This window comes from Streptomyces sp. SAT1, from assembly GCF_001654495.1.
Taxonomy (GTDB): domain Bacteria; phylum Actinomycetota; class Actinomycetes; order Streptomycetales; family Streptomycetaceae; genus Streptomyces; species Streptomyces andamanensis.
On the sequence record NZ_CP015849.1, the window covers coordinates 3634187 to 3657132 of the forward strand.

Annotated in this window: 18 protein-coding genes and 2 tRNA genes; 14 read left to right on the plus strand and 6 right to left on the minus strand. The window is 72.4% G+C overall.

The window, feature by feature from the left end; translation table 11 throughout:
- Nucleotides 1–346: 346 nt before the first annotated feature.
- The 9 genes from dnaN to A8713_RS15800 all read left to right on the plus strand — a co-directional run bounded on the left by dnaN (nt 347) and on the right by A8713_RS15800 (nt 11392).
- Nucleotides 347–1477 carry a DNA polymerase III subunit beta gene (gene dnaN, locus A8713_RS15760; RefSeq protein WP_018566212.1) on the plus strand — a complete coding sequence of 377 codons (1131 nt, stop codon included), beginning with the start codon at nt 347–349 and terminating at the stop codon, nt 1475–1477.
- A gap of 146 nt (nt 1478–1623) precedes the next feature.
- A complete protein-coding gene (gene gnd, locus A8713_RS15765; RefSeq protein ID WP_064534076.1) occupies nt 1624–2499 on the plus strand; it encodes a phosphogluconate dehydrogenase (NAD(+)-dependent, decarboxylating) in 876 nt (291 codons plus the stop codon).
- Nucleotides 2500–2607: 108 nt separating this feature from the next.
- Nucleotides 2608–3732 (plus strand): DNA replication/repair protein RecF, encoded by a 1125-nt coding sequence (gene recF, locus A8713_RS15770; RefSeq protein ID WP_064534078.1) that lies wholly within the window; start codon nt 2608–2610, stop codon nt 3730–3732.
- A complete protein-coding gene (locus tag A8713_RS15775) occupies nt 3729–4313 on the plus strand; it encodes a DUF721 domain-containing protein (RefSeq protein ID WP_064534080.1) in 585 nt (194 codons plus the stop codon). The genes recF and A8713_RS15775 overlap by 4 nt, the downstream gene beginning before the upstream one ends.
- A gap of 470 nt (nt 4314–4783) precedes the next feature.
- Nucleotides 4784–6868 (plus strand): DNA topoisomerase (ATP-hydrolyzing) subunit B, encoded by a 2085-nt coding sequence (gyrB, locus tag A8713_RS15780; RefSeq protein ID WP_064534082.1) that lies wholly within the window; start codon nt 4784–4786, stop codon nt 6866–6868.
- A gap of 42 nt (nt 6869–6910) precedes the next feature.
- Nucleotides 6911–9505 (plus strand): DNA gyrase subunit A, encoded by a 2595-nt coding sequence (gyrA, locus tag A8713_RS15785; protein WP_064534084.1) that lies wholly within the window; start codon nt 6911–6913, stop codon nt 9503–9505.
- An 18-nt stretch (nt 9506–9523) separates the two neighbouring features.
- Nucleotides 9524–10264 (plus strand): DUF3566 domain-containing protein, encoded by a 741-nt coding sequence (locus A8713_RS15790; RefSeq protein ID WP_079158983.1) that lies wholly within the window; start codon nt 9524–9526, stop codon nt 10262–10264.
- A 134-nt stretch (nt 10265–10398) separates the two neighbouring features.
- Nucleotides 10399–10475 (plus strand) — tRNA-Ile (locus A8713_RS15795).
- Nucleotides 10476–10663: 188 nt separating this feature from the next.
- Nucleotides 10664–11392, plus strand: coding sequence for an ALF repeat-containing protein (locus A8713_RS15800; RefSeq protein ID WP_064534089.1), 729 nt, complete (start codon nt 10664–10666; stop codon nt 11390–11392).
- A gap of 166 nt (nt 11393–11558) precedes the next feature.
- Here the strand turns inward: A8713_RS15800 and A8713_RS15805 are convergent, their stop codons facing one another.
- Nucleotides 11559–11915 carry a DUF6344 domain-containing protein gene (locus A8713_RS15805; RefSeq protein WP_064534091.1) on the minus strand — a complete coding sequence of 119 codons (357 nt, stop codon included), beginning with the start codon at nt 11913–11915 and terminating at the stop codon, nt 11559–11561.
- A 338-nt stretch (nt 11916–12253) separates the two neighbouring features.
- On the opposite strand from A8713_RS15805, the gene A8713_RS33930 reads away from it, so the two are divergent.
- A complete protein-coding gene (locus A8713_RS33930; RefSeq protein WP_003999697.1) occupies nt 12254–12382 on the plus strand; it encodes a DLW-39 family protein in 129 nt (42 codons plus the stop codon).
- Between the two features lie 305 nt (nt 12383–12687).
- Nucleotides 12688–14001 (plus strand): hypothetical protein, encoded by a 1314-nt coding sequence (locus tag A8713_RS15810; RefSeq protein WP_064534093.1) that lies wholly within the window; start codon nt 12688–12690, stop codon nt 13999–14001.
- A 94-nt stretch (nt 14002–14095) separates the two neighbouring features.
- Here A8713_RS15810 and A8713_RS15815 read toward each other — a convergent pair whose 3' ends face one another.
- Nucleotides 14096–15916, minus strand: coding sequence for a serine/threonine-protein kinase (locus A8713_RS15815; RefSeq protein WP_064534095.1), 1821 nt, complete (start codon nt 15914–15916; stop codon nt 14096–14098).
- An 80-nt stretch (nt 15917–15996) separates the two neighbouring features.
- Nucleotides 15997–16545: a helix-turn-helix domain-containing protein gene (locus tag A8713_RS15820; RefSeq protein WP_064534097.1), complete on the minus strand. Its 549-nt coding sequence runs from the start codon at nt 16543–16545 to the stop codon at nt 15997–15999.
- A 182-nt stretch (nt 16546–16727) separates the two neighbouring features.
- Between A8713_RS15820 and A8713_RS15825 the strand changes: the two genes are divergently transcribed.
- Nucleotides 16728–16800, plus strand: a tRNA-Ala gene (locus tag A8713_RS15825).
- Nucleotides 16801–16902: 102 nt separating this feature from the next.
- Here A8713_RS15825 and A8713_RS15830 read toward each other — a convergent pair.
- The 3 genes from A8713_RS15830 to A8713_RS15840 are packed head-to-tail and all read right to left on the minus strand — an operon-like array spanning nt 16903 to nt 19569.
- Nucleotides 16903–18120: a polyprenyl synthetase family protein gene (locus tag A8713_RS15830; protein WP_064534099.1), complete on the minus strand. Its 1218-nt coding sequence runs from the start codon at nt 18118–18120 to the stop codon at nt 16903–16905.
- The gene (locus tag A8713_RS15835) at nt 18117–18929 is read right to left on the minus strand and encodes a hypothetical protein (RefSeq protein WP_064534101.1); all 813 of its coding nucleotides are present in this window, start codon (nt 18927–18929) and stop codon (nt 18117–18119) included. The genes A8713_RS15830 and A8713_RS15835 overlap by 4 nt, the downstream gene beginning before the upstream one ends.
- Nucleotide 18930: 1 nt before the next feature.
- The gene (locus A8713_RS15840) at nt 18931–19569 is read right to left on the minus strand and encodes an ATP-binding cassette domain-containing protein (protein WP_064534103.1); all 639 of its coding nucleotides are present in this window, start codon (nt 19567–19569) and stop codon (nt 18931–18933) included.
- A 212-nt stretch (nt 19570–19781) separates the two neighbouring features.
- Between A8713_RS15840 and A8713_RS15845 the strand changes: the two genes are divergently transcribed.
- Nucleotides 19782–21284, plus strand: a complete 1503-nt coding sequence (locus A8713_RS15845; protein WP_159393101.1) for a class I adenylate-forming enzyme family protein — start codon at nt 19782–19784, stop codon at nt 21282–21284.
- 230 nt (nt 21285–21514) lie between these two features.
- Nucleotides 21515–22789: a wax ester/triacylglycerol synthase domain-containing protein gene (locus A8713_RS15850; protein ID WP_064534107.1), complete on the plus strand. Its 1275-nt coding sequence runs from the start codon at nt 21515–21517 to the stop codon at nt 22787–22789.
- Nucleotides 22790–22946 lie beyond the last annotated feature (157 nt).

A 22946-nucleotide genomic window follows, 5' to 3' on the forward strand; every position in this document is an offset into this window, starting at 1 on the left:
GGTGTGCAGAACTTTCTGTTCTCCACAGAGACCCCGAGTTGTCCACCGGCGTCACCCACAGGGTCAGTGGACAAAATTCCCGCGCTGAGCTGGGCAAACGTGGTTATCCACGGTATCCACAGGCCCTACTACTACTCCCAACCAGTAAGAGAGCGGAATCCGTTTCGAAGCGGGTCCTGTGCACAACTCGCGCTCTCGAGCCCGGCCGCCCCTCGGAGCGACTTGACCCCGACCGGCACCTACTGTCAGTGCGGTGCGTCAGACTGGTCCCCGGTGCTCCTCCCGTCACAGCGGGCGGTGACACCGAGTCGGAGGACTCAGTAGCAACAGCAGGAGGCGGCTTACGGTGAAGATCCGGGTGGAACGCGACGTACTCGCGGAGGCAGTGGCCTGGGCGGCACGCAGCCTCCCGGCCCGTCCGCCGGCGCCTGTTCTCGCCGGCCTGCTGCTGAAGGCGGAGGACGGCCAGCTGAGCCTGTCGAGCTTCGACTACGAGGTCTCCGCGCGCGTCTCGGTGGACGCCGAGGTCGAGGAGGAGGGCACCGTCCTGGTCTCCGGCCGGCTGCTCGCCGACATCTCCCGCGCGCTCCCCAACCGGCCGGTGGAGATTTCCACAGACGGTGTACGGGCGACGGTGGTCTGCGGCTCCTCGCGCTTCACCCTCCACACCCTGCCTGTGGAGGAGTACCCGGCCCTGCCCCAGATGCCGAACGCCACCGGCACGGTCCCCGGCGAGGTCTTCGCCTCCGCGGTGCAGCAGGTCGCCATCGCCGCCGGCCGCGACGACACGCTGCCCGTGCTCACCGGTGTCCGCATCGAGATCGAGGGCGACACGGTCACCCTGGCCTCCACCGACCGCTACCGCTTCGCGGTCCGCGAGTTCCTGTGGAAGCCGGAGAACCCGGACGTCTCCGCGGTCGCCCTGGTGCCCGCCAAGACGCTCCAGGACACCGCCAAGGCGCTGACCAGCGGCGACAGCGTCATCCTCGCGCTCTCCGGCTCGGGCGCGGGCGAGGGCCTGATCGGCTTCGAGGGCGCGGGCCGCCGGACGACCACCCGCCTGCTCGAAGGCGACCTGCCGAAGTACCGCACGCTGTTCCCCACCGAGTTCAACAGCGTCGCCGTCATCGAGACCGCCCCCTTCGTGGAGGCCGTCAAGCGCGTGGCCCTGGTCGCCGAGCGCAACACCCCGGTCCGGCTCAGCTTCGAGCAGGGCGTGCTCATCCTGGAGGCCGGCTCCAGCGACGACGCACAGGCTGTGGAAAGGGTCGACGCCCAGTTGGAGGGCGACGACATCTCCATCGCCTTCAACCCGACGTTCCTGCTGGACGGCCTGAGCGCCATCGACTCCCCGGTCGCCCAGCTGTCGTTCACCACGTCCACCAAGCCCGCGCTGCTCAGCGGCAAGCCGGCCGTGGACGCCGAGGCGGACGAGGCGTACAAGTACCTGATCATGCCGGTCCGCCTGAGCGGCTGAGCAGCCCGTCCCGGCCCGACGGTGGGGGCGTACGCGCGTACGTCTGAGCGCGTATGCCCACGGATGTGCCCGAGCGTCCGGGTCTAGGCTCGGAGCCGGGCACTCCAGTGCCCCCACATCACGTCGGACACCTAAGGACACAACTGATGGAGCTCGGTCTCGTCGGCCTCGGCAAGATGGGCGGCAACATGCGCGAGCGGATACGCCGCGCGGGCCACACCGTCTTCGGATACGACCGCAACCCCGACCTCGCGGACGTCCACAGCCTGCAAGAGCTTGTGGACAAGCTGGACGGCCCGCGCGTGGTCTGGGTGATGGTCCCGGCCGGAGCCCCGACCCAGTCGACCATCGACGAGCTGGCCGAGCTGCTCGAACCGGGTGACGTGGTCGTGGACGGCGGCAACTCCCGCTGGACGGACGACGAGAAGCACGCGAAGGAGCTGGCCGCCAAGGGCATCGGCTTCGTCGACTGCGGAGTCTCCGGCGGCGTGTGGGGCCTGGAGAACGGCTACGCGCTGATGTACGGCGGCGACCAGGAGCACGTCGACCGGGTGCTGCCGGTCTTCGACGCGCTCAAGCCGGAGGGCGACTTCGGCTCGGTGCACGCGGGCAAGGTGGGCGCGGGTCACTTCGCGAAGATGGTCCACAACGGCATCGAGTACGCGATGATGCAGGCGTACGCCGAGGGCTGGGAGCTGCTGGAGAAGGTCGACTCCGTGGACAACGTCCGCGAGGTCTTCCGCTCCTGGCAGGAGGGCACCGTCATCCGCTCCTGGCTGCTCGACCTCGCCGTCAACGCGCTGGACGACGACGAGCACCTGGAGAAGCTGCGCGGCTTCGCCCAGGACTCCGGTGAAGGGCGCTGGACCGTGGAGGCGGCCATCGACAACGCCGTGCCGCTGCCCGCGATCACGGCCTCGCTGTTCGCCCGGTTCGCCTCCCGGCAGGACGACTCGCCGCAGATGAAGATGATCGCCGCGCTGCGCAACCAGTTCGGCGGCCACGCCGTAGAGAAGAAGTAGTCCGAAGGACGTCGCGGTCCGAGAACCGCGAGGACCCGGGCCCCGGACGGCCCGTACGACACGGGACCGTCCGGCGGTCCACCCGCTGGAGGAGGCCGGCGCACGACCATGCACGTCACGCATCTGTCGCTGGCCGACTTCCGCTCGTACCCCCGGGCGGAGGTCCCGCTGGACCCGGGCGTCACCGCCTTCGTCGGTCCCAACGGCCAGGGCAAGACGAACCTCGTCGAGGCGGTCGGCTACCTCGCCACCCTCGGCAGCCACCGGGTCTCCTCCGACGCCCCCCTCGTCCGCATGGGCGCCGAGCGGGCGGTGATCCGCGCGCAGGTCCGGCAGGGCGAGCGGCAGCAGCTGGTCGAGCTGGAGCTGAATCCCGGCCGCGCCAACCGAGCCCGTATCAACCGTTCCTCGCAGGTCAGACCGCGTGACGTGCTCGGCATCGTGCGGACGGTGCTGTTCGCGCCCGAGGACCTCGCCCTGGTCAAGGGCGACCCCGGTGAGCGCCGCCGCTTCCTCGACGAGCTGGTCACCGCCCGCTCCCCGCGGATGGCGGGCGTCCGCTCCGACTACGAACGGGTCCTCAAGCAGCGCAACACCCTGCTGAAGTCCGCGGCGCTCGCCCGCCGCCACGGCGGGCGGACGGGGGCGGACCTGTCCACCCTGGACGTGTGGGACCAGCACCTCGCGCGCGCGGGCGCCGAACTGCTGGCCCAGCGCCTCGACCTGATCGCCACCCTCCAGCCGCTGGCCGACAAGGCGTACGAGCAGCTGGCGCCCGGCGGCGGACCGGTCGCCCTGGAGTACAAGCCGTCGGCGCCCGGTGACGCGCACACCCGCGAGGACCTGTTCGCGCAGCTCATGGCCGCGCTCGCCGAGGTCCGCAAGCAGGAGATCGAGCGGGGCGTCACCCTGGCCGGCCCGCACCGCGACGATCTGGTGCTCAAGCTCGGACAGCTGCCCGCCAAGGGCTACGCCTCCCACGGGGAGTCCTGGTCCTACGCCCTCGCCCTGCGCCTGGCCTCCTACGACCTGCTGCGCGCCGAGGGCAACGAGCCGGTGCTGGTCCTGGACGACGTCTTCGCCGAGCTGGACGCCCGGCGCCGCGAGCGGCTGGCCGAGCTGGTCGCGCCCGGCGAGCAGGTCCTGGTGACGGCGGCGGTCGACGACGACGTACCGCATGTGCTGGCGGGCACGCGGTTCACCGTGTCGGACGGGGCGGTGGAGCGCGTATGAGCGGCGGGAGCGATCCGGCGGCCGGTGCCGGGAAGGCCACCGGGGCGGCGCCGCCGCCCAAGGCGTCCGGGCGGCCCCCCGAGCCCTCCGGCGTCGACCTCGCGCGCGTGGCGCTGCGCGCGGCCAAGGAGGCGGCACGCGCGCGGGGGGACGCGACGCGGCAGAAGAAGCAGGCGCGGCGCGGCGGAGGTCTGCGCTCGGGTGCCCGCGCCGACGGCCGGGACCCGATGGCGCTCGGGGCGGCCATCAACCGGCTGATCACCGAGCGCGGCTGGGAGACCCCGGCCGCGGTCGGCGGGGTGATGGGCCGCTGGCCGCAGATCGTGGGCGCGGACGTGGCCAAGCACTGCGTGCCGGAGCGGTACGACGAGGACGAGCGGGTGCTGGCCGTGCGCTGCGACTCGACGGCCTGGGCGACGAACCTGCGGCTGCTCGCGCCGAATCTGGTCGCCCGGCTCAACGAGGACCTCGGGCACGGCGCGGTCCGGCTGATCAAGGTGCACGGGCCCGGTGCGGGGCCCCGCCGCTACGGCCCGCTGCGCGCGCCCGGGAGCAAGGGACCCGGCGACACCTACGGGTGAAATGCCCCTTTTGCGCCTCGGGGTGCGGGCGGTGTGGCACCCGTGGGGCGGTCGGCGGACCACCACCCGAAAAGGTGACGGAGATCACATCGGGTGGTCACGGAGGGCTGTCGGCGGACCGGCCGCAGCACCTCGCCCTACAACCGCACGCGCTTGCGAATCCCGACCTGACCCCGGAGTAGCGAAGGGTTGACATCCGGAAGCGCTGAGTGCCGCTGTGAGCCTCTTGGAGCCCCCTTCCGCATATCGGGACCCGGCGAAGGCCGGTTCAGGGCGCCACATGCGGACTCAGGTACCCGCAAACCCCCATCACTGTCGGCGCTACCGGTAGACTGGGAGCAGATCCCGCCCCGCCCGTGGGGACCGTCCGGGAAAAGCTGAGCAACGCTGATCAAAGGCTTACCAACGCAACATGCCGCAGCCGCTCCGGCGACCCTCCCCCAAAGGGGGCACCCCCAGGAGCCCGGCTCGTGCTGTGCCAGAAAGGGCGCTTCGTGGCCGATTCCGGCAACCCCAACGAGAACATCCCGTCCACCGACGCCGACGCCGAGCCGTCGGCCGCCTCTTTGCACAGTGAGGCCACGGCCTCGTACGACGCCAGCGCCATCACCGTCCTCGAGGGTCTGGACGCGGTCCGCAAGCGACCCGGTATGTACATCGGCTCCACCGGTGAGCGCGGTCTGCACCACCTTGTGTACGAGGTCGTCGACAACTCGGTCGACGAGGCGCTGGCCGGGCACGCGGACACCATCGACGTGACGATCCTGCCCGACGGCGGGGTCCGTGTCGTGGACAACGGCCGCGGCATCCCGGTGGGCATCGTCCCCTCCGAGGGCAAGCCGGCCCTGGAGGTCGTGCTCACCGTGCTGCACGCGGGCGGCAAGTTCGGCGGGGGCGGCTACGCGGTCTCCGGCGGTCTGCACGGCGTCGGCGTCTCCGTGGTGAACGCCCTGTCGTCCAAGGTCTCCGTCGAGGTCAGGACCGACGGGCACCGCTGGACCCAGGAATACAAGATGGGCGTCCCCACCGCCCCCCTGGCCCAGCACGAGGAGATCGAGGACACCGGCACCTCGGTCACCTTCTGGGCCGACCCGGACATCTTCGAGACCACCGAGTACTCCTTCGAGACGCTGTCGCGGCGCTTCCAGGAGATGGCCTTCCTCAACAAGGGCCTGACGATCCGGCTGACCGACGAGCGCGAGTCGGCCAAGGCCACCACCGGTGCGGACGAGGCGGGCGCGGACCAGAAGGACGAGGTCAAGTCCGTCACCTACCACTACGAGGGCGGCATCGTCGACTTCGTGAAGTACCTCAACTCCCGCAAGGGAGAGGTGGTGCACCCCACGATCATCGACCTGGAGGCCGAGGACCGGGACAAGAGCCTGTCCCTGGAAGTCGCCATGCAGTGGAACGGCGGCTACAGCGAGGGTGTGTACTCGTTCGCCAACATCATCCACACGCATGAGGGCGGTACGCACGAGGAGGGCTTCCGGGCGGCCCTCACCAGCCTGATCAACAAGTACGCGCGCGACAAGAAGCTGCTGCGCGACAAGGACGACAACCTCACGGGCGACGACATCCGCGAGGGCCTGACCGCGATCATCTCGGTCAAGCTGAGCGAGCCGCAGTTCGAGGGCCAGACGAAGACCAAGCTGGGCAACACCGAGGCGAAGACCTTCGTCCAGCGCGCCGTCTACGAACACCTGAACGACTGGCTGGACCGCAACCCGGTCGAGGCGGCGGACATCATCCGCAAGGGCATCCAGGCGGCCACCGCGCGCGTCGCGGCCCGCAAGGCCCGCGACCTCACCCGCCGCAAGGGCCTGCTGGAGTCCGCCTCACTGCCGGGCAAGCTCTCGGACTGCCAGTCGAACGACCCCACCAAGTGCGAGATCTTCATCGTCGAGGGCGACTCCGCCGGCGGCTCGGCCAAGTCCGGCCGCAACCCGGAGTACCAGGCGATCCTGCCCATCCGTGGCAAGATCCTCAACGTCGAGAAGGCGCGGATCGACAAGATCCTCCAGAACCAGGAGATCCAGGCGCTGATCTCCGCGTTCGGCACGGGTGTGCACGAGGACTTCGACATCGAGAAGCTCCGCTATCACAAGATCATCCTGATGGCGGACGCCGACGTCGACGGCCAGCACATCAACACCCTGCTGCTGACCTTCCTGTTCCGCTTCATGCGGCCGCTGGTCGAGGCCGGCCATGTGTTCCTGTCCCGCCCCCCGCTGTACAAGATCAAGTGGGGCCGGGAGGACGTCGAGTACGCCTACTCCGACCGCGAGCGCGACGCGCTCCTGGAAATGGGCCGCCAGCGCGGCAAGCGGGTGCGCGAGGACTCGATCCAGCGCTTCAAGGGCCTCGGCGAGATGAACGCCGAGGAACTGCGCGTGACCACCATGGACCAGGAGCACCGCGTGCTCGGCCAGGTCACCCTCGACGACGCCGCCCAGGCCGACGACCTGTTCTCGGTCCTGATGGGCGAGGACGTCGAGGCCCGCCGCCAGTTCATCCAGCGCAATGCCAAGGACGTCCGCTTCCTCGACATCTGAGTCGGTCTCAGCTGACCGCACCAGGAAGGATCCTCACCAGCAATGGCCGACGAGAACACTCCAGTCACCCCTGAAGAGGGCGGCGACATCGCCATGCGCATCGAGCCCGTCGGGCTCGAGACGGAGATGCAGCGCTCGTACCTCGACTACGCGATGTCCGTCATCGTCTCGCGTGCGCTGCCCGACGTCCGGGACGGTCTCAAGCCCGTCCACCGGCGCGTGCTGTACGCCATGTACGACGGCGGCTACCGCCCCGAGCGCGGCTTCTACAAGTGCGCCCGCGTCGTCGGCGACGTCATGGGCAACTACCACCCGCACGGCGACTCCTCGATCTACGACGCGCTGGTCCGCCTGGCGCAGCCGTGGGCGATGCGGATGCCGCTGGTGGACTCCAACGGCAACTTCGGCTCGCCGGGCAACGACCCGGCGGCGGCCATGCGCTACACCGAGTGCAAGATGGCGCCGCTGTCGATGGAGATGGTCCGCGACATCGACGAGGAGACCGTCGACTTCACGGACAACTACGACGGCCGCTCCCAGGAGCCGACCGTCCTGCCCGCCCGCTTCCCGAACCTGCTGATCAACGGCTCGGCCGGCATCGCGGTCGGCATGGCGACCAACATCCCGCCGCACAACCTGCGCGAGGTCGCCGCCGGTGCCCAGTGGTGCCTGGAGAACCCGGACGCCTCGCACGAGGAGCTGCTCGACGCGCTCATCGAGCGCATCAAGGGCCCGGACTTCCCGACCGGCGCGCTGGTCGTCGGCCGCAAGGGCATCGAGGAGGCGTACCGCACCGGGCGCGGCTCCATCACCATGCGCGCGGTCGTCGAGGTCGAGGAGATCCAGAACCGGCAGTGCCTGGTCGTCACCGAGCTGCCGTACCAGACCAACCCGGACAACCTCGCGCAGAAGATCGCCGACCTGGTGAAGGACGGCAAGATCGGCGGCATCGCGGACGTCCGCGACGAGACCAGCTCGCGCACGGGCCAGCGCCTGGTCATCGTCCTCAAGCGGGACGCGGTCGCCAAGGTCGTCCTGAACAACCTCTACAAGCACACCGACCTCCAGACCAACTTCGGCGCCAACATGCTGGCCCTGGTCGACGGCGTGCCGCGCACCCTCTCGCTGGACGCGTTCATCCGCCACTGGGTGACGCACCAGATCGAGGTCATCGTCCGCAGGACCCGCTTCCGGCTGCGCAAGGCCGAGGAGCGCGCGCACATCCTGCGCGGCCTGCTGAAGGCCCTGGACGCCATCGACGAGGTCATCGCCCTCATCCGGCGCAGCGCGACCGTGGACGTGGCGCGCGGGGGCCTGATGGACCTGCTGGAGATCGACGAGATCCAGGCCAACGCCATCCTGGAGATGCAGCTGCGCCGGCTGGCCGCCCTGGAGCGCCAGAAGATCGTCCAGGAGCACGACGAGCTCCAGGCGAAGATCACCGAGTACAACGCGATCCTGGCCTCCCCGGTCCGCCAGCGCGGCATCGTCAGCGAGGAGCTGGCCGCGATCGTCGAGAAGTACGGCGACGACCGCAAGACCAAGCTCATCCCGTACGAGGGCGACATGTCCATCGAGGACCTGATCGCCGAGGAGGACATCGTCGTCACGGTCACCCGCGGCGGCTACATCAAGCGGACCAAGACCGACGACTACCGCGCCCAGAAGCGCGGCGGCAAGGGCGTGCGCGGCGCGAAGCTCAAGGAAGACGACATCGTCGACCACTTCTTCGTCTCCACCACGCACCACTGGCTGCTGTTCTTCACGAACAAGGGCCGGGTGTACCGGGCGAAGGCGTACGAGCTGCCGGACGCCGGCCGGGACGCGCGCGGCCAGCACGTGGCGAACCTGCTGGCCTTCCAGCCGGACGAGGCCATCGCCGAGATCCTGGCGATCCGCGACTACGAGGCGGCCCCCTACCTGGTGCTCGCCACCAAGGCCGGACTGGTCAAGAAGACGCCTCTGAAGGATTACGATTCGCCTCGCTCGGGCGGCGTCATCGCGATCAACCTGCGCGAGGGCCAGGACGGCGCCGACGACGAGCTGATCGGCGCGGAGCTGGTCTCGGCCGACGACGACCTGCTGCTGATCAGCAGGAAGGCGCAGTCGATCAGGTTCACCGCCTCGGACGACACCCTGCGGCCCATGGGCCGTGCCACCTCGGGTGTGAAGGGCATGAGCTTCCGCGAGAGCGACGAACTGCTGTCGATGAATGTGGTGCGAGCCGGTACGTTCGTGTTCACTGCCACCGACGGCGGGTACGCCAAGCGGACCCGGGTCGACGAGTACCGCGTCCAGGGCCGCGGCGGCCTCGGCATCAAGGCCGCCAAGATCGTGGAGGACCGCGGTTCGCTCGTGGGCGCGCTGGTGGTCGAGGAGAGCGACGAGATCCTCGCCATCACACTCTCGGGCGGAGTGATTCGCACGCGAGTCAGCGGGGTCAGGGAGACGGGCCGTGACACCATGGGCGTCCAACTGATCAACCTGGGCAAGCGCGATGCCGTCGTCGGTATCGCACGTAACGCCGAGGCGGGACGCGAGGCGGAGGAAGTCGACGGCGACGTGGCCGTGGACGAGACCGCCGAGGGTGCCGCGACCACCGGCACGGACGAGGGTGAGGCGCCCTCGGCCGAGTAGCACGAGGAGTGAGTCATCGTGAGCGGAGCCACGGGCGCCGGATCGTCCGGTACCTCCACTGGTACGGAATCGGGCGGCGGCCGTGGCTCCGCCGCGCGTGCGACGGACTCGCACACCACCAACCTGAACGCGATCAAGTCGCCCGCGACCGACTCGCACTCTCCCACGCACGGATCCCAGGGGGGAACGGTGACGGACACCAGAGGCCCGCAGACGCAGGGTCAGCCCGGGGCGGCCCAGCAGCACGCTGCGGCCTCCCCGCTGCCCGGGGAGCGGCAGCCGCAGCAGCACGGCGGCCCGTACCACCCGCCCCAGGCCTACCCGGCGGCCGGCGCGGACCGGTCCGGCACCGTGCGCAGGCCGCGCACCGGCGCCAGGACCACCCCGCGCACCCGCAAGGCGCGGCTGCGCGTGGCCAAGGCCGACCCGTGGTCGGTGATGAAGGTCAGCTTCCTGCTCTCCATCGCGCTGGGCATCTGCACCGTCGTGGCCTCGGCCGTGCTGTGGATGGTCATGAACGCGATGGGCGTCTTCTCGACGGTCGGCGGGACCATCTCGGAGGCGACCGGCTCCACCGAGTCGAACGGCTTCGACCTCCAGTCCTTCCTGTCCCTGCCGCACGTCCTGATGTTCGCGGCGATCATCGCGGTCATCGACGTCGTCCTGGCGACGGCGCTGGCGACCCTCGGCGCCTTCATCTACAACCTCTCGGCGGGCTTCGTCGGCGGCATCGAACTGACGCTGGCCGAGGACGAGTGAGACGTCGTCCGTAGCCATCTCCGGCGGCCCCTCGTGGGCCGCCGGAGCCCGTCCTCCCACCGATTTTGGGACTGCCCCCGTCGTGCGCTAATCTTCAGGGGTCAGCGCGCGGGACATACACCGCAGAGCGCGGCGGGGCTATAGCTCAGTTGGTTAGAGCGCATCCCTGATAAGGATGAGGCCACAGGTTCAAATCCTGTTAGCCCCACCAGCACGAAGACCCCCAGCCGGTACCGGTCGGGGGTCTTCGCCGTTCACGGCCGCCTCCGGCCGCGGTGATGCGTGCCACCGGCAAGCAGGACCGGCCAGAACTGCCTGATTGAGGCACTGCGCCGACTGACCTCCGCTTGGCATGATCCGGGCACGGCACTCCTTGCAGAGACAAAGGTGGTTGACCTCATGAGACCGACTCGCGTGATCCTCGCTGTGGCCGCAGGCGCTCTTGCCCCGGCGCTGGTGCTCACCACACCGTCCATGGCCGCCTCCACCGCCTCCACGGCCCCCGTGATCACCGCCGCGACGGCCGGCTCGCCCTACGACGACCTGGGCCTGGACGACCTTCGGGTGGCGATATCCCGCATCCTCGCCGACCCGGCCAGCGGCAAGCGCGTGATCCGGGAGGCGAACGCGCTGCTCGACAGCGGCACGGTGGAGCAGATGCGCGCCTGGCTGGAGACGGGTTACCCGCTCGCGCAGGCCGAGGACGACAAGGTCGCTCTCTTCAGGATCCTGGCGAAGCCGGAGAGCGGTAAGCGCGTCGTCGCCGAAGTCAACCGGCTTCTCGACGGCAACGATGCCCAGGAGATCCGTGCCTGGCTGGAGACGGGTTACCCGCTCGCGCAGGCCGAGGACGACAAGGTCGCTCTCGCCAGGATTCTGGCGAAGCCGGAGAGCGGTAAGCGCGTCGTCGCCGAAGTCAACCGGCTTCTGGACGGCAACGATGCCCAGGAGATCCGTGCCTGGCTGGAGACGGGCTACCGCCTGGCGCAGGCCGAGGACGACCGGGTCGCCATCTTCCGTGTCCTCGCCGACCCCAAGACCAGCGCCACCGTGCGGGCGGCGGCCCAGGCCGCCCTCGACGACAACGGCCCGGAGGCGCTGCGCCACTTCCTGGAGACGCACCGGTAGGAGGCCGGCCGGGCCGTAGCGGGCATGGGGAGGACCCGGTCGGCGGGCCGACCGGGTCTTCGGGCTGACGGGGTGGTGCGGTGGTGCGTTTCGGGGAGGCCGTACGCGCTTCGCCGTTACGTCAATGGGTGCGGAGGAGGGCTCCGGCGGTGCCGGGGCGGTCCTGTCAGCGCTGGAGCGGGATGCTGGGGCGGGCCGGAGGTTCGTCGGGTTCGCATTCCGGGTCGGTGGCGAGCGACTGCGCGTCCGCGAGCGGGCGGTGGCGGCAACTCGGTGACTTTCCGTGCGCCTCGGCGCGGATCCGCTGCTTCATCGTGGGGGGCAGGGACCGGGCATGGGCTCTGGGCCTGCTCGCCGTCGTCTGGGCCGGCACCCTCGCCGTGGTGCTCTTGGGCGCCGTCTCGGGCTGCGGAGCGACCGTGGCCGCGCTGGCGGTCGTGGTGACGAGTCCGAGCGCCGTGCAGAGCGCGAGGAAGGCGGTGACGATGGCGGTCCACAGCTTCTTGACCCTGAGCTGGTCCATGGCCCCTCACTTTCGGGTTGGGCGATTTGCGTACTTTGCTCATCATGTGTATGAGCGACGCGAAGTGGTGGACCGACGCCCGTGGCGCGGGGATCTTCGGATGAACACCACTCGGATGGACGCATGAGCGGCGAAAAGCTCCGGAGACGGGAGGAGGGTGGGCAAATGTCACGGTCCGTGCGGATGTGATCACCCTCCGATCGGAACGCTTCGACGGCTGTCTACTGCGTTCCGCTCCCTGACAGTTGAGGGCGGACGCAGGTCACCGATCGGTATCGACCGGTGTGTATAGTCGGGCGCCAGAGGTCCCCTACGTCAACGAAAGACGAGGTCGCGCGGTGAAGAAGCTTCTCCTGGTCGCACTGGCCGCCATCGGCGGGCTCCTCGTGTACCGCCAGATCCAGGCGGATCGCGCCGAGCAGGATCTGTGGACGGAGGCGACTGACTCCGTGCCCACGGGTTCGTGAGCACCGACCACCGGTCCTGAACAGACCCCGGCCGCCGCAGCGGTCGGGGTTTTGTGTGTCCGGAGCCGCTCCCGTTTTGCGGACCCGGACCGCGTGAGGTAGCCGTGGGGTGGCCCCCGCCTTTCGACCCCGATGTTTCGGACGCCCGTACGCGATACGCGGATGGCGCAACCCCGCCCGGGGCAGGATGGCCGACGTCCGGAGCGGCGACGGCGAACGCGAGGGGTGGCGCGGGGATGAGACGGCCCACGACAGGACGGGGGCCCCGCGCGGGCGGTGCCGGGACGGGACCGACGCGTCCGAGAGTGCGCCCGGCGGTGGTGGCGGTCGCGGCCGCGGTGCTGGGCCTGGTGGCCGCCGTGGCGGCGCCGGGGGCGTTCGCGGCCGGGACACCGGCCCCGTACGCCTTCGCCGACGGCGCCCGGTCCGTCGCCGGAGCGGCGTCCACGGGCGGCGCGCCCCGCCTCGAACCCGGCCGCGCCTACCGCAGCGCCCTGCCCGGCGGTGGCCGGCTCTACTACCGCCTCGACCTCGACGCCGCGACCACCGCCTACGTCTCCGCCACGGCGGTCCCCGGCCCCGGCGGCGCGGTCGCCGCCACGGACGGCCTCAGGGTCACCGTGCGGGACGCCCACGGCACCTCCTGCTCGTACCAGACCGCCCGCTTCGGCACGAGCCGCAGCCCGCACCCCATCGCCGCGTGGGGCGCCCGGGAGGTCTCCTCCGGGCAGGCGCTGTGCCAGGGCGCCGGCGCGTACTACGCGCTCGTCGAGCGCATCTCCGCCGAGGGCTCCGCACCGGACACCTGGCCCCTGGAGCTGACCGTGGCGTCCGAACCCGGTCTCGAGCGGGCGGCCGGGGCGACGGACACCCCGCGGGCCGTGGACTCCGCCTCCGCCGCGCCCGTCACCGGCCCGGTGGCGGACCGGGCGGGCGGCGCCGGGTTCGAGCGGGCCGCCCCGGTCGGGCAGGGCGTCTGGCGGGACCGGATCCGGCCCGGCGGGACGCTCTTCTACCGGGTGCCCGTGGACTGGGGGCAGCGGCTGGACGCCACGGCCGGGCTGGGCGGTGCGAGCGGTGGCAGCGGATACGCCGACGGGGCGCTGACCCTGTCGCTGTACAACCCGGTGCGCGGCTCGGTGGAGGAGGCGTACGCCGGTTACAGCGGGCATCCGGCCTCCGCCGCCCTGGCCCCCCTGCCGCCCGTCGCCTACGCCAACCGCCGCGGTTTCACCGACCCGGGCAAGGGCATGCGGTTCGCCGGCTCGTACTACCTGGTCGTGCATCTCGCCGCGCAGACGGCCGGTGTGTTCGGGGACGGGCCCTACGACTTGACCCTGCGGGTGCGGGTGAGCGGCGCCGCGGGGCCGGGGCCGGGGTACGCGGGCCGCTCCGAGCCCGCGGGGCTGTTCGAGGTCACGGACCGCGACCGGGAGGCGGCGGCCGGGGGCCGGGACCCCGGGGGCTCCGGCGGCCCGGGTGCGGCGACCGGCTCCACGGGGCTGCGGGTGCTCGCCGTGGCCGGACTGGGCACGGGGACCGCGCTGCTGGCCGTCCTCGGGGTGTGGACCCTGACCGCCCGGCGCGCGGCGGGGGTCGGGGCGGGGACCAGGCCGTAACCCGGGGCGGGCTGGCCCCACGGCCTCCACGCCTCCACGGCCTCCAGGTCTCTGCGGCCTCCACGCCTCCACGGGCTCCAGGTCTCTGCGGCCCTCACAGCCGGAACAGCGCCCAGAGGCCGACGGCGTAGCAGGCCAGCGCGAGCAGGAGCAGCGTGATCGCCACCGCGGTGGGCGGCCCGGGGCGCCGGGCGCGGGCGGCGCGGTGCCGGGAGAACTCCCGTGCCCTTCGGGGCGGTTCCTGCGGGGTCTCGACGGTGTAGGGCGCTGTGGAGGTGTCGTCGGCCGTCGAGGACCGGGCGGCGGGAGTTACCGGAGGGCCGGAGCGGTGGGGCGGCGCCAGGGGGAAGCCGCCGGTGTCCGACAGGGCAGCGGACTCCCTCCGCGCGGAGGGAGGGGAAGGGAGGGGAGCCGAGGGGGCGGCGCCGGGGCGCACGGGGAGGGTGGCGGAGGGCGCGGTCGGCAACGGGGGCGGTGGAGCGGTCGCGGGGAACGGCGGCGGCGGGAAGGACGGGGTGTCGAGGCCGGGAGCAGGGCCGGTACCGCTGCCCAAGCCCAAGCCCGTGCCCGGGGTGGCGGGATCGGGTGGTGAGAAGTCGCTGCGGGCCACTTTGCGAGGCTGACGCGGGTGCTGCGGGCCGTCCCCAGGAGGCAGCGGCCCGGTCGAAGCGTGTCCGGGCGCCTGGGCGCCGTCCTGCACCACAGGACCGGTCGTCGGGGATACGGCCGGTCCCGATCCGGCCGCGCTTGCTCCGGCCGTGTTCGATCCGGGCGCGCTCGATCCGGGCGGCGCGGAGCCGGCGGGCGGGGTCGGGCGCGGCACCGGCCGGCCCGGCTCCACCGCGGGCGGCAGCGGTACGCCCGAGTCGGCCACGTCCGGCGGTGAACCGCCTGCCGCCGCCCCGCGCGGCAGTGACCCGCTCGGTTCCGCCGCACGCGGCGGCGAACCGCCCCGTCCCGCCCCGTGCGGCAGCGGACCGCCTCCGCTGAGGCCGGCCGCGTCCGGCAGGGTCCCGGGAGTGCCGGGCCCGCGCGGGGGCGGGCCGGCCGGGCCGAAGTCCGGGGGGAGGGGGCCGAGCTGGTCGAAGATCTCGATGGGTTCGTCGTCGGGGCCCGGGGGCGGGAGGAGTTCGAGGGCCGAGGCGAGGGCCTTGCGGGCTCCGGTGGCCGTGCGGAACCTGACCCGGGGGTCCGGCTCCAGCAGGCCGGCCACGACCTGCCACAGCGGCTCGGGGATGCCCTGGGGCGCGCCCGGTGTCCCGTTCTCGGCGAAGTGCTCGACGAGCGCTCGGGTGTCGGGTCTGGCGCCCTGGAGCAGATAGAGGGCGACCAGGCCGGTGGCGAACAGGTCGGCGGGGAAGTCCGGGTCGGCACCCATCATCTGCTCGGGTGCGAGATAGCCGGGCGTCCCCACGACCAGGTCGGTCTCGGTCAGCCGGGGCTCGCCCAGCCGCATCGCGACGCCGAAGTCGGACAGCCGCAGCCGCGGCCGCGCGGTGCCGGTGGCCTCCAGCAGGATGTTCGCGGGCTTGATGTCCCGGTGCACGACGCCCTCCGAGTGCACCGCGGCGAGCCCCGCGAGCAACTGGTCCAGGAGGACGCAGACGAACCGCGGCGGCAGCGGGCCGTAGTCCCCGACCAGATGGACCAGCGAGCCGCCGGCGACCAGGTCCATGGTGAACAGGACCTTGTCGTCGTCGGCGGCCCAACTGGCCGGTGCGAGCACATGCGGATGGTCGATCCGCAGTGCCTGTTCCCGCACGAAGCGCAACAGGGAGTGCGCGTCGCTCTGCTGGAGGACCTTCGCGGCCACGTACCGGCGCCGGCGGTGGTCCCAGGCGCGCCAGACCGCGCCGACCCCACCGCGTCCGATCGGGTCGGCCAGCTCGTACCGGCCGGCGAAGACCTCACCCATGGCTGCGCGTCGCTCCTCCCCCAGGGGTCACCTCCCCTTGGCTTCCCCCGCGACGCGCGGTACGACCCTTCCCGGTGGGGTCAGTTCTGGTGGGACTGGTAGTGCGCCACGGCGTCGGAGGTGCGGCCGGCGCCGTACACCCGCAGGAACTCGGCCAGTTCGGGATGGGTGGCGGTGAGGCTGTCCGCGGCGTCGATGATGTCGCCCGCCGCGGCGACCGAGCGCAGCAGCGACTGGATCTCGCGGACCACGCGCTTGACGGTGGGAGCGCCCGAACCGCTCGTCGTCTGAGTGGTGTTGCTGAGCACCGAGCCCCCCTGCGACCTCTTGATCTCTTCCATGCGCTCGGTCGCCTCGGCCGCGCTGACGCTGCCGTCCGCCACCTGCCCCGCCAGGTCCTGGAGCAGCTGCACCCGCTGGACCACCGCCGGATTGCCGATCTTCGCCCGCTGGCCGCTCATCAGCTGCGAGAGCATCGGCGCGGACAGCCCCAGCACCCCCGCCAGACGCGCCTGGTTGAGCCCCAGATCGTCTATGAGCTTACGGAAGAGCGCCCCCAACGGCTCCCCGTACCAGTTCCGCTGAAGTTCCCGCGCTCTCGCGGTCGCTTCCTGCTGTGCGGCGTCCATTGCGTCTCCCCATCGCTTCCCCAAGTACCGCGGTTCGCTGTCGCGAACCCCGCCGAGCATCTTACGGAGAGTGGTCGGTCGCGGGGAGCCCCCATCTTTTTGCGAGATCCGGGGGGTGACCCGGTACTCTGGTCTGCGGCACCCGGCCGGCAGGCGGTTCACCGGACGGATGCTCCTCTTCCGGGGCCTTAGCTCAGTTGGTAGAGCGCTGTCTTTGCATGGCAGATGTCAGGGGTTCGACTCCCCTAGGCTCCACTTCTTCCACCCCCTCTGATGTGCGGGAACGCGATCAGAGGGGGTGTTCTCGTGTCTCCTTGGGCCCTCGACCCTCAACCCTCAGACCTCAACCCTCAGACCTCAGGCGAGGCGGCTGCGGCGTACGGTCGCGCGGCCGAGGGTGTGCAGGCGGGTGGCGGCCTCGGACGGGGGCAGATGGGGGGACAGGGCGGTCCAGGCCCGTTCCACCAGGTGGTCGGCCTCCTCGCGGGCCGCGCGCAGGGCGCCGCAGGAGACGAGGGCGGTGATCGCCTCCCGTACGGTCCCGGGGTCAGCTCCGGGGGTCCGTACGCTCTGCCACAGCGCGGTCAGCTCGGCGCGCGGGAGCAGGGCGACGGCGTGGGCCAGGGGCATGGTGACCTTGCCGTTGTGCAGGTCCTCGCCGATCAGCTTGGTCGGGGCGCCGTCGCGGACCACTCCGGTGAGGTCCTGGACGTCGTCGGTGATCTGGTAGGCGGTGCCGACCGCTTCGCCGTACCGGGCGAGGGCCCGGCGCGGCGCGTCGTCCGTCCCGCGTGTGTGGGCGACCAGTTCCATCAGGCAGCGCACCGGGGCCCCGGACTTGAGGCGGTGGGTCAGGCGCACCGCTTCGAGCACCGGCCGCGCGTCGCCGGTCGCGGCCGCCGCGTCCATCACCTCCCGGTGACCGGCGATGTCCAGGCCCTGGCCCGCGTGGGCCGCGCGGAGCGCCGCCATGAACGACCGGTACATGGCCACCTGGATCAGCGGGTCGCGGGACAGGTGCGGCACCACCCGGTCCAGGGAGAAGTAGGCGGCCGTCCCCGCGTTGAGGGCCGCGGCGAGGCCGAACTCGACGTGGACCGCCGGTGCGCCCCGGCGCCGTACGGCTCCGTCCTGGACGTCGTCGACGATCAGCGAACCGGTGTGGAGGATCTCCGCGGCGGCCAGCAGCGGGCCGAAGCCCGCCGGGTCGCCGCCCAGGGCCTCGACCGCGGCCGTGGCGAGGCGGGGCCGCCAGCGGTGCCCGCCCCGCTCGATCAGCCGGCGCACCGGCCGCACCAGGGCGTCGTCGAGCCGGACAGCCGTCCCGGGCGGCAGCGCGCAGTCGTCCGGCAGTGCGGAGATCTCCCGTAGCTCCGCCTCCCCGGGCCGCGCCGGATACAGGGCGTCGATGTGCGCGCGCAGTCCGGCCGCCGCGTCCGCTCGCTCCTCGGCCCCGCCGGCCGGGGCAGAAGAGGGGGCGGGGGCAGGGGCAGGGACGCGTACGGGCTCGGCGGCCGCTGGTCCGTCGCCCGTGCCCGGGGCCGTACGCGGCCGTGCGGAGGTCGTGTCCGTCATGAGGCGCCCCCGTCCGCGACGCGGTGGACGCGGTGCAGGAACGGGATGCGGTGTCTGCGGTCGTGGGTGCGCAGCCGGAAGGCGAGGCCCGCGACGGCGACGCTGCCCAGGAACCACAGCGGGCCCAGCAGCAGATGGGTGGTGGGCACGGTGTGCAGGAAACCGGCGGTGATGCTCGCCTGCATGGGGCCGTAGCAGGGCAGGAAGCGGACGACGGCGCTGCCGGAGTCCGGGTTGGAGACGGGGTTCTGGAGCCCCGTGTCGATGATGCTGAGCATGATGATGAGGAACATGCCTTCCAGTTCGCCGCGCAGCAGCGCGCCGAGCATGACGCCGATGCCGCCGAAGGCCAGGGCCGCTCCGAAGACGGCGAGCCAGAGCACCCCGGGCTGCCGGGGCGTCCAGTACCAGCAGATGACCGTGACGGCGTAGGCGCAGATGAGCGCGGACACGGCGACCAGCGAGGTGAGTTTGGCCGCGAGGAGATGGGTGCGGGGGTACCCGGCGCCGGCCAGCCGGTGGTCGAAGTCGGCGGACCGGTAGGTGACGATGAACATCATGAAGCCGACGATCAGCGTGACGGCGTTGAGCGCGCCGGAGAGCTTGCTGGCGTCGTTGCCGTCGACGGTGATGGTCTGGTGGGTGGCCCGCACGAAGAACGGCACGTCGGCGTCGGTGATCACGAGGACGACCAGCGTGATCCACAGGGGGATGAAGAACACCACCAGCGCCAGGGCCAGCCGGTTGCGCAGGTGTTCGACGACGGCGTATCCGGCGGCGGTGGAGTAACGGGTCCAGGCGCGCCGCATCTCAGCTCACCGCCGCTGCGGGGTGTCCGGTGCTCCGGCCCAGGCGCCCGCCGTCCAGCCGCCACACCTGGTCGAAGCGGTCGGTGTCGAAGGCGATGTGGGAGATGACCAGGATCGAGCGGCCCCGGGCGCGCAGGATCGCCGCGAGGTCCCAGAAGCTCTCGTAGGTGTCCCAGTCGAAGCCCTGGTAGGGCTCGTCGAGCAGGAGCAGCGGCGGGTCGTGCATGAGGGCCAGGGTGAGGTTGAGCTTCTGCCGGGTGCCGCCGCTGAGGGTGGTCACCCGGTGGCGGCGGTGGCCGGAGAAGCGGAGGATCTCCAGCAGCTCGTGGGCCCGCCTCAGATCCGGCAGGTTGTACGCGACCTGGAAGAACCGCAGGTGCTGGTCGACGGTGAAGGCGGGGTTGAGCACGGTGTGCTGGGGGCAGTAGCCCAGGCCGCCCCGGTGCTCGACGCTGCCCCGGTCGGCGGTGAGGCGGCCGGCGAGGATGCGCAGCAGGGTGGACTTGCCGGAGCCGTTCTCGCCGACGACGCCGGCCAGCAGGCCCGGCGGCAGTTCGAGGTCGACCCCGCGCAGGACGCCGCGGGCGCCGTAGGACTTGTGCACATCGCGGACGCGGAGCGTGGGTGGGGGAGGCGTCATACGTGGTCTTCCTGGGAGGTGGCGGTCGCGGTCGAGGGGCCCGGTACGGCGGCTCCCGGTGCGCGGGCGCGGCGTGACGGCGGCGCGTCGGGAGTCGTTGTACGGCAGGGCCACTCGGCATAACGCGCAAGAGGGCGAGCGGTGTTGGGGCGGTGCGCGCGCGGAAGATCCCATCAGCCTTGCGCATAAAGGTGGATGAGTACCATGTCGCCGTGTTCTGTGACGAACTGCCCTTCCGGACCGCTCTGTTCGCCGCCGTCCGCGCGGGTGGCGAGCGCTCCGCGCTGGTCACGTCCGAACGGGTGCTCTCCTATCGCGCGCTCGACCGGGAGTCCGACCGTGTCCGGGACGCGCTCCTGCGTGCCGGCGCCGGTCCCGGCACGGTCGTCTCGCTCGCCCTGCCCAACGGCTGGGCCTGGGCGGTGGCGCTGCTGGCGGTCCTCAAGTGCGGAGCCGTGCTCGCGCCCGCCAACAGCCTGCTCACCGCCGCCGAGACCACGGCCCTCGCCTCGGTGACGGGCCCCGCCGTCGTCCTCCGGCACACCGGGGACCTCGACGGCCCGGCACGGGCGCGGCGGCACGGGGACGACGGGGTCCGGCCGCCCGCCGGTACCTACGCGCTGGCCCACACGTCGGGCACCACGGGCACGCCCCGGGCGGTCGTCCAGACGGAACGGGCCGTCCACGGCGCCGTCGCGTACTGGGCCCGGCAGCGCCGGGCGGACGACGTGGTGGCCACGGCCCTGCCGCTGGCCCACACGTACGGGCACCTGGTGGCCGCCAGCACGTTCCTGGCGGGCGCCACCCTCGTGCTGGCCGGCCGCTTCCGCCCCGCCGGACTGGCCCGGCTGATCGTCCGGCACCGCGCGACCGCCGTCGAGGCCGTGCCGACGATGTACGCCCGCATGCTCGCCCATGTCCCGTCCGGTGCGCTGGGGCACGTGCGGTGCCTCTCGTCCGGACAGGCGCTCCCCGAGGGGCTGTCCCGCGCCTGGTACGAGCGCACCGGCGCGCCGCTGACCGAGTCGTGGGGGATGACCGAACTGGCCGGACCCGGACTCGCGTTCGACCCTGGCCGCGCCGGGCGGGACGGCTGGGCGGGCTACCCGGTACGCGGCCACGAGTTCGCCCTGCGCCCCCTCGCGAGCGCCGCGGGACGACCGCCCGGGGCGGCGGGGGCCGGGCAGGCCGACGGGACCGGTGAGACCGAGGGGTCGCGGGAGACGGGCGAGATCCTGGTCCGCGGGCCGGGGATCAGCCCCGGCTGCTACGACCGGTCCGCCGGGGTCGTCCCGCTCGCCGACGCGGACGGGTGGCTGCACACCGGGGACGTGGCCGAGCGGGACGCGGAGGGCTGCTTCCGCGTGCTGGACCGCTGCAAGGACCTGATCAACAGCGGTGGTCACAACATCTTCCCCACCGAGGTGGAGAACGTGCTCGCCCGGCATCCGGCCGTCCTCTCCACGGCCGTCGTCGGCGTCGCGCACCACGACCTGGGCGAGGTCCCCCGGGCCTATGTGGTCCCGGCGCCGGGACGCCCCGCCGACGCCGGGGCGCTGCTGCGGCACTGCCGCGCGCACCTGGCGGACTACAAGGTGCCGCGGTCCGTCGTCTTCCGCGACGACCTGCCCGTCACCGGCAGCGGCAAGCTCCGGCGCAACCGGCTACGGGACACCGAGCCTTCGGGCCCGCCTCCGGGCCCGTGTCCCTCGTGACGCGTACGCGGGCGCGCCCACCGTTGTGACGCGTACGCGTACGCGGGCACGTCAGCGCGGCGCGCCCCGGCGGCGCCGGTTTCACTCCTTCGGGCAGCGGGCCGGTCCTTCCGCCCCGGGGCCGGGCCGGACGGCACATCCTGCCTGTCATGCCGTACAGCCGCCGAAGTCCAGCGGGCCGGACGACCCCCGCGCCGGACGAGCCGCGCCCGCCCGTTCCGCCGCTCCGTGTGGGTGTGCTCGACGCCGCCTTCCTCGCGCTGGGACGGCACCACTCCCCGGGGGCGGTGGAGACCGGGATCCTCGTCCTGATGAAGGGCACGCCCCCGCCGCTGCCCGCGCTCGCGGAGCACGTCCGCGAGCGCGCCGAGTGCGTTCCCGCGCTCCGGTTGCGCCCCGACCGGACCGGTCCTTCGCTGCGGCGCCCCCGCTGGCACCACGACAGCGCGCGTGACCTCGGCGCACACGTCGGTGAGACGCGGGGCGGCGGACAGGAGACGCTCGCGGACCTGGCCGGGAGGACGATGACCCGGCCGCGCCCGTCCCCCGACGCCCCGCCGTGGTCACTGGAACTGCTGCACGGCGCCGCCGGACCGGGGGGCGTGGACGCGGACTTCGCGCTGCTCCTGCGGCACCATCACGCCCTCCTCGACGGGCTGGGCGCGATGGCCGTCCTGCGCGGTCTTCTGGGCGACGGCCCGGCCGTCGCGCCGCCGCCCCCGCCCGGCCGGACCGCCACCGCGCGGCCGGGCCCCGCCAGGACGGCCGCGTACGCGCTGCGCGGGACGGCCTCCCTGGCCACCGACCTCGTCCGCACCGCGCCCCGGTCGCCCCTCCTGCGTGCCCCGGCCGCCTGGCCGTGCGCCGTCGGCTGGACCCACGTGCCGCTGGAGGTCTTCCGGGACATCGCGAAGACATCCCGTACGACCGTCAACGTGGTGTATCTCGCCGCCCTCACCCTGGCGCTGCGCGACCATCTCGCCGCCCACGGGCAGCCGGTGCCGCCCGCCGTCGTGGCGACGGTGCCGATGGCCCTGACGCCGTCCGCCTCCCCGGCGGTGGCGGGGAACTCCATCGGCCCCGCGCGGTTCCGGCTGCCGACCGGGGCCGAGGACCCGGGGGAGTGCCTGCGCGGCGTCCACCGGGCCTCCCGGACGGTCAGCCGGGCCCGCCGCCGGGAGGGGAGCGAACTGGTGCTGCGCGCGGGCCGCCTCCTGCCCTCGCCATGGACCCGCGGGCTGCTCAGCGCGTCGATGGGGGCGCGGTCCGTCAACCTCGTGGCGAGCAACCTGGGCCTGATCCCGGACACGCTCGCCTGTCCGGGCGGGACGGCCGCGGCGGTGGCACCACTGGTGCTGCGGCCGCTGGGCGGCGGTCTGAGCAGCGGTGTCGCCACCTGCGGGACGACGGTGACCGTCTCCTTCGTGACCGGTCCCCGCACCGACCCGCACGGCACGCTGCCCGAGCGGTTCCAGCGGGCCGTGAGCGCGCTGCGGCGACCGTGATGACCGCCAGGATCACGGTGCCGGCCGATCCGGGCCTCGGCGCGGTCGGCCGCCGTCCCCGGACCGCCGCGCTCCCCAAGACCACCCGGGAGCCCCGGAGAGCGGCCGTCGCGGCGACCGGCCGTCCACGTCTTCTGCCGGGCCGCGGCCTCGCCCG

Bases quoted from the DNA above. Each gene is read 5' to 3' on its own strand.
- gnd (WP_064534076.1), top strand. From the start codon at position 1,624: ATGGAGCTCGGTCTCGTCGGCCTCGGCAAGATGGGCGGCAACATGCGC.
- recF (WP_064534078.1), top strand. From the start codon at position 2,608: ATGCACGTCACGCATCTGTCGCTGGCCGACTTCCGCTCGTACCCCCGG.
- A8713_RS15775 (WP_064534080.1), top strand. From the start codon at position 3,729: ATGAGCGGCGGGAGCGATCCGGCGGCCGGTGCCGGGAAGGCCACCGGG.
- gyrA (WP_064534084.1), top strand. From the start codon at position 6,911: ATGGCCGACGAGAACACTCCAGTCACCCCTGAAGAGGGCGGCGACATC.
- A8713_RS15800 (WP_064534089.1), top strand. From the start codon at position 10,664: ATGAGACCGACTCGCGTGATCCTCGCTGTGGCCGCAGGCGCTCTTGCC.
- A8713_RS15805 (WP_064534091.1), bottom strand. From the start codon at position 11,915: ATGGACCAGCTCAGGGTCAAGAAGCTGTGGACCGCCATCGTCACCGCC.
- A8713_RS15815 (WP_064534095.1), bottom strand. From the start codon at position 15,916: ATGGGTGAGGTCTTCGCCGGCCGGTACGAGCTGGCCGACCCGATCGGA.
- A8713_RS15820 (WP_064534097.1), bottom strand. From the start codon at position 16,545: ATGGACGCCGCACAGCAGGAAGCGACCGCGAGAGCGCGGGAACTTCAG.
- A8713_RS15830 (WP_064534099.1), bottom strand. From the start codon at position 18,120: ATGACGGACACGACCTCCGCACGGCCGCGTACGGCCCCGGGCACGGGC.
- A8713_RS15835 (WP_064534101.1), bottom strand. From the start codon at position 18,929: ATGCGGCGCGCCTGGACCCGTTACTCCACCGCCGCCGGATACGCCGTC.
- A8713_RS15840 (WP_064534103.1), bottom strand. From the start codon at position 19,569: ATGACGCCTCCCCCACCCACGCTCCGCGTCCGCGATGTGCACAAGTCC.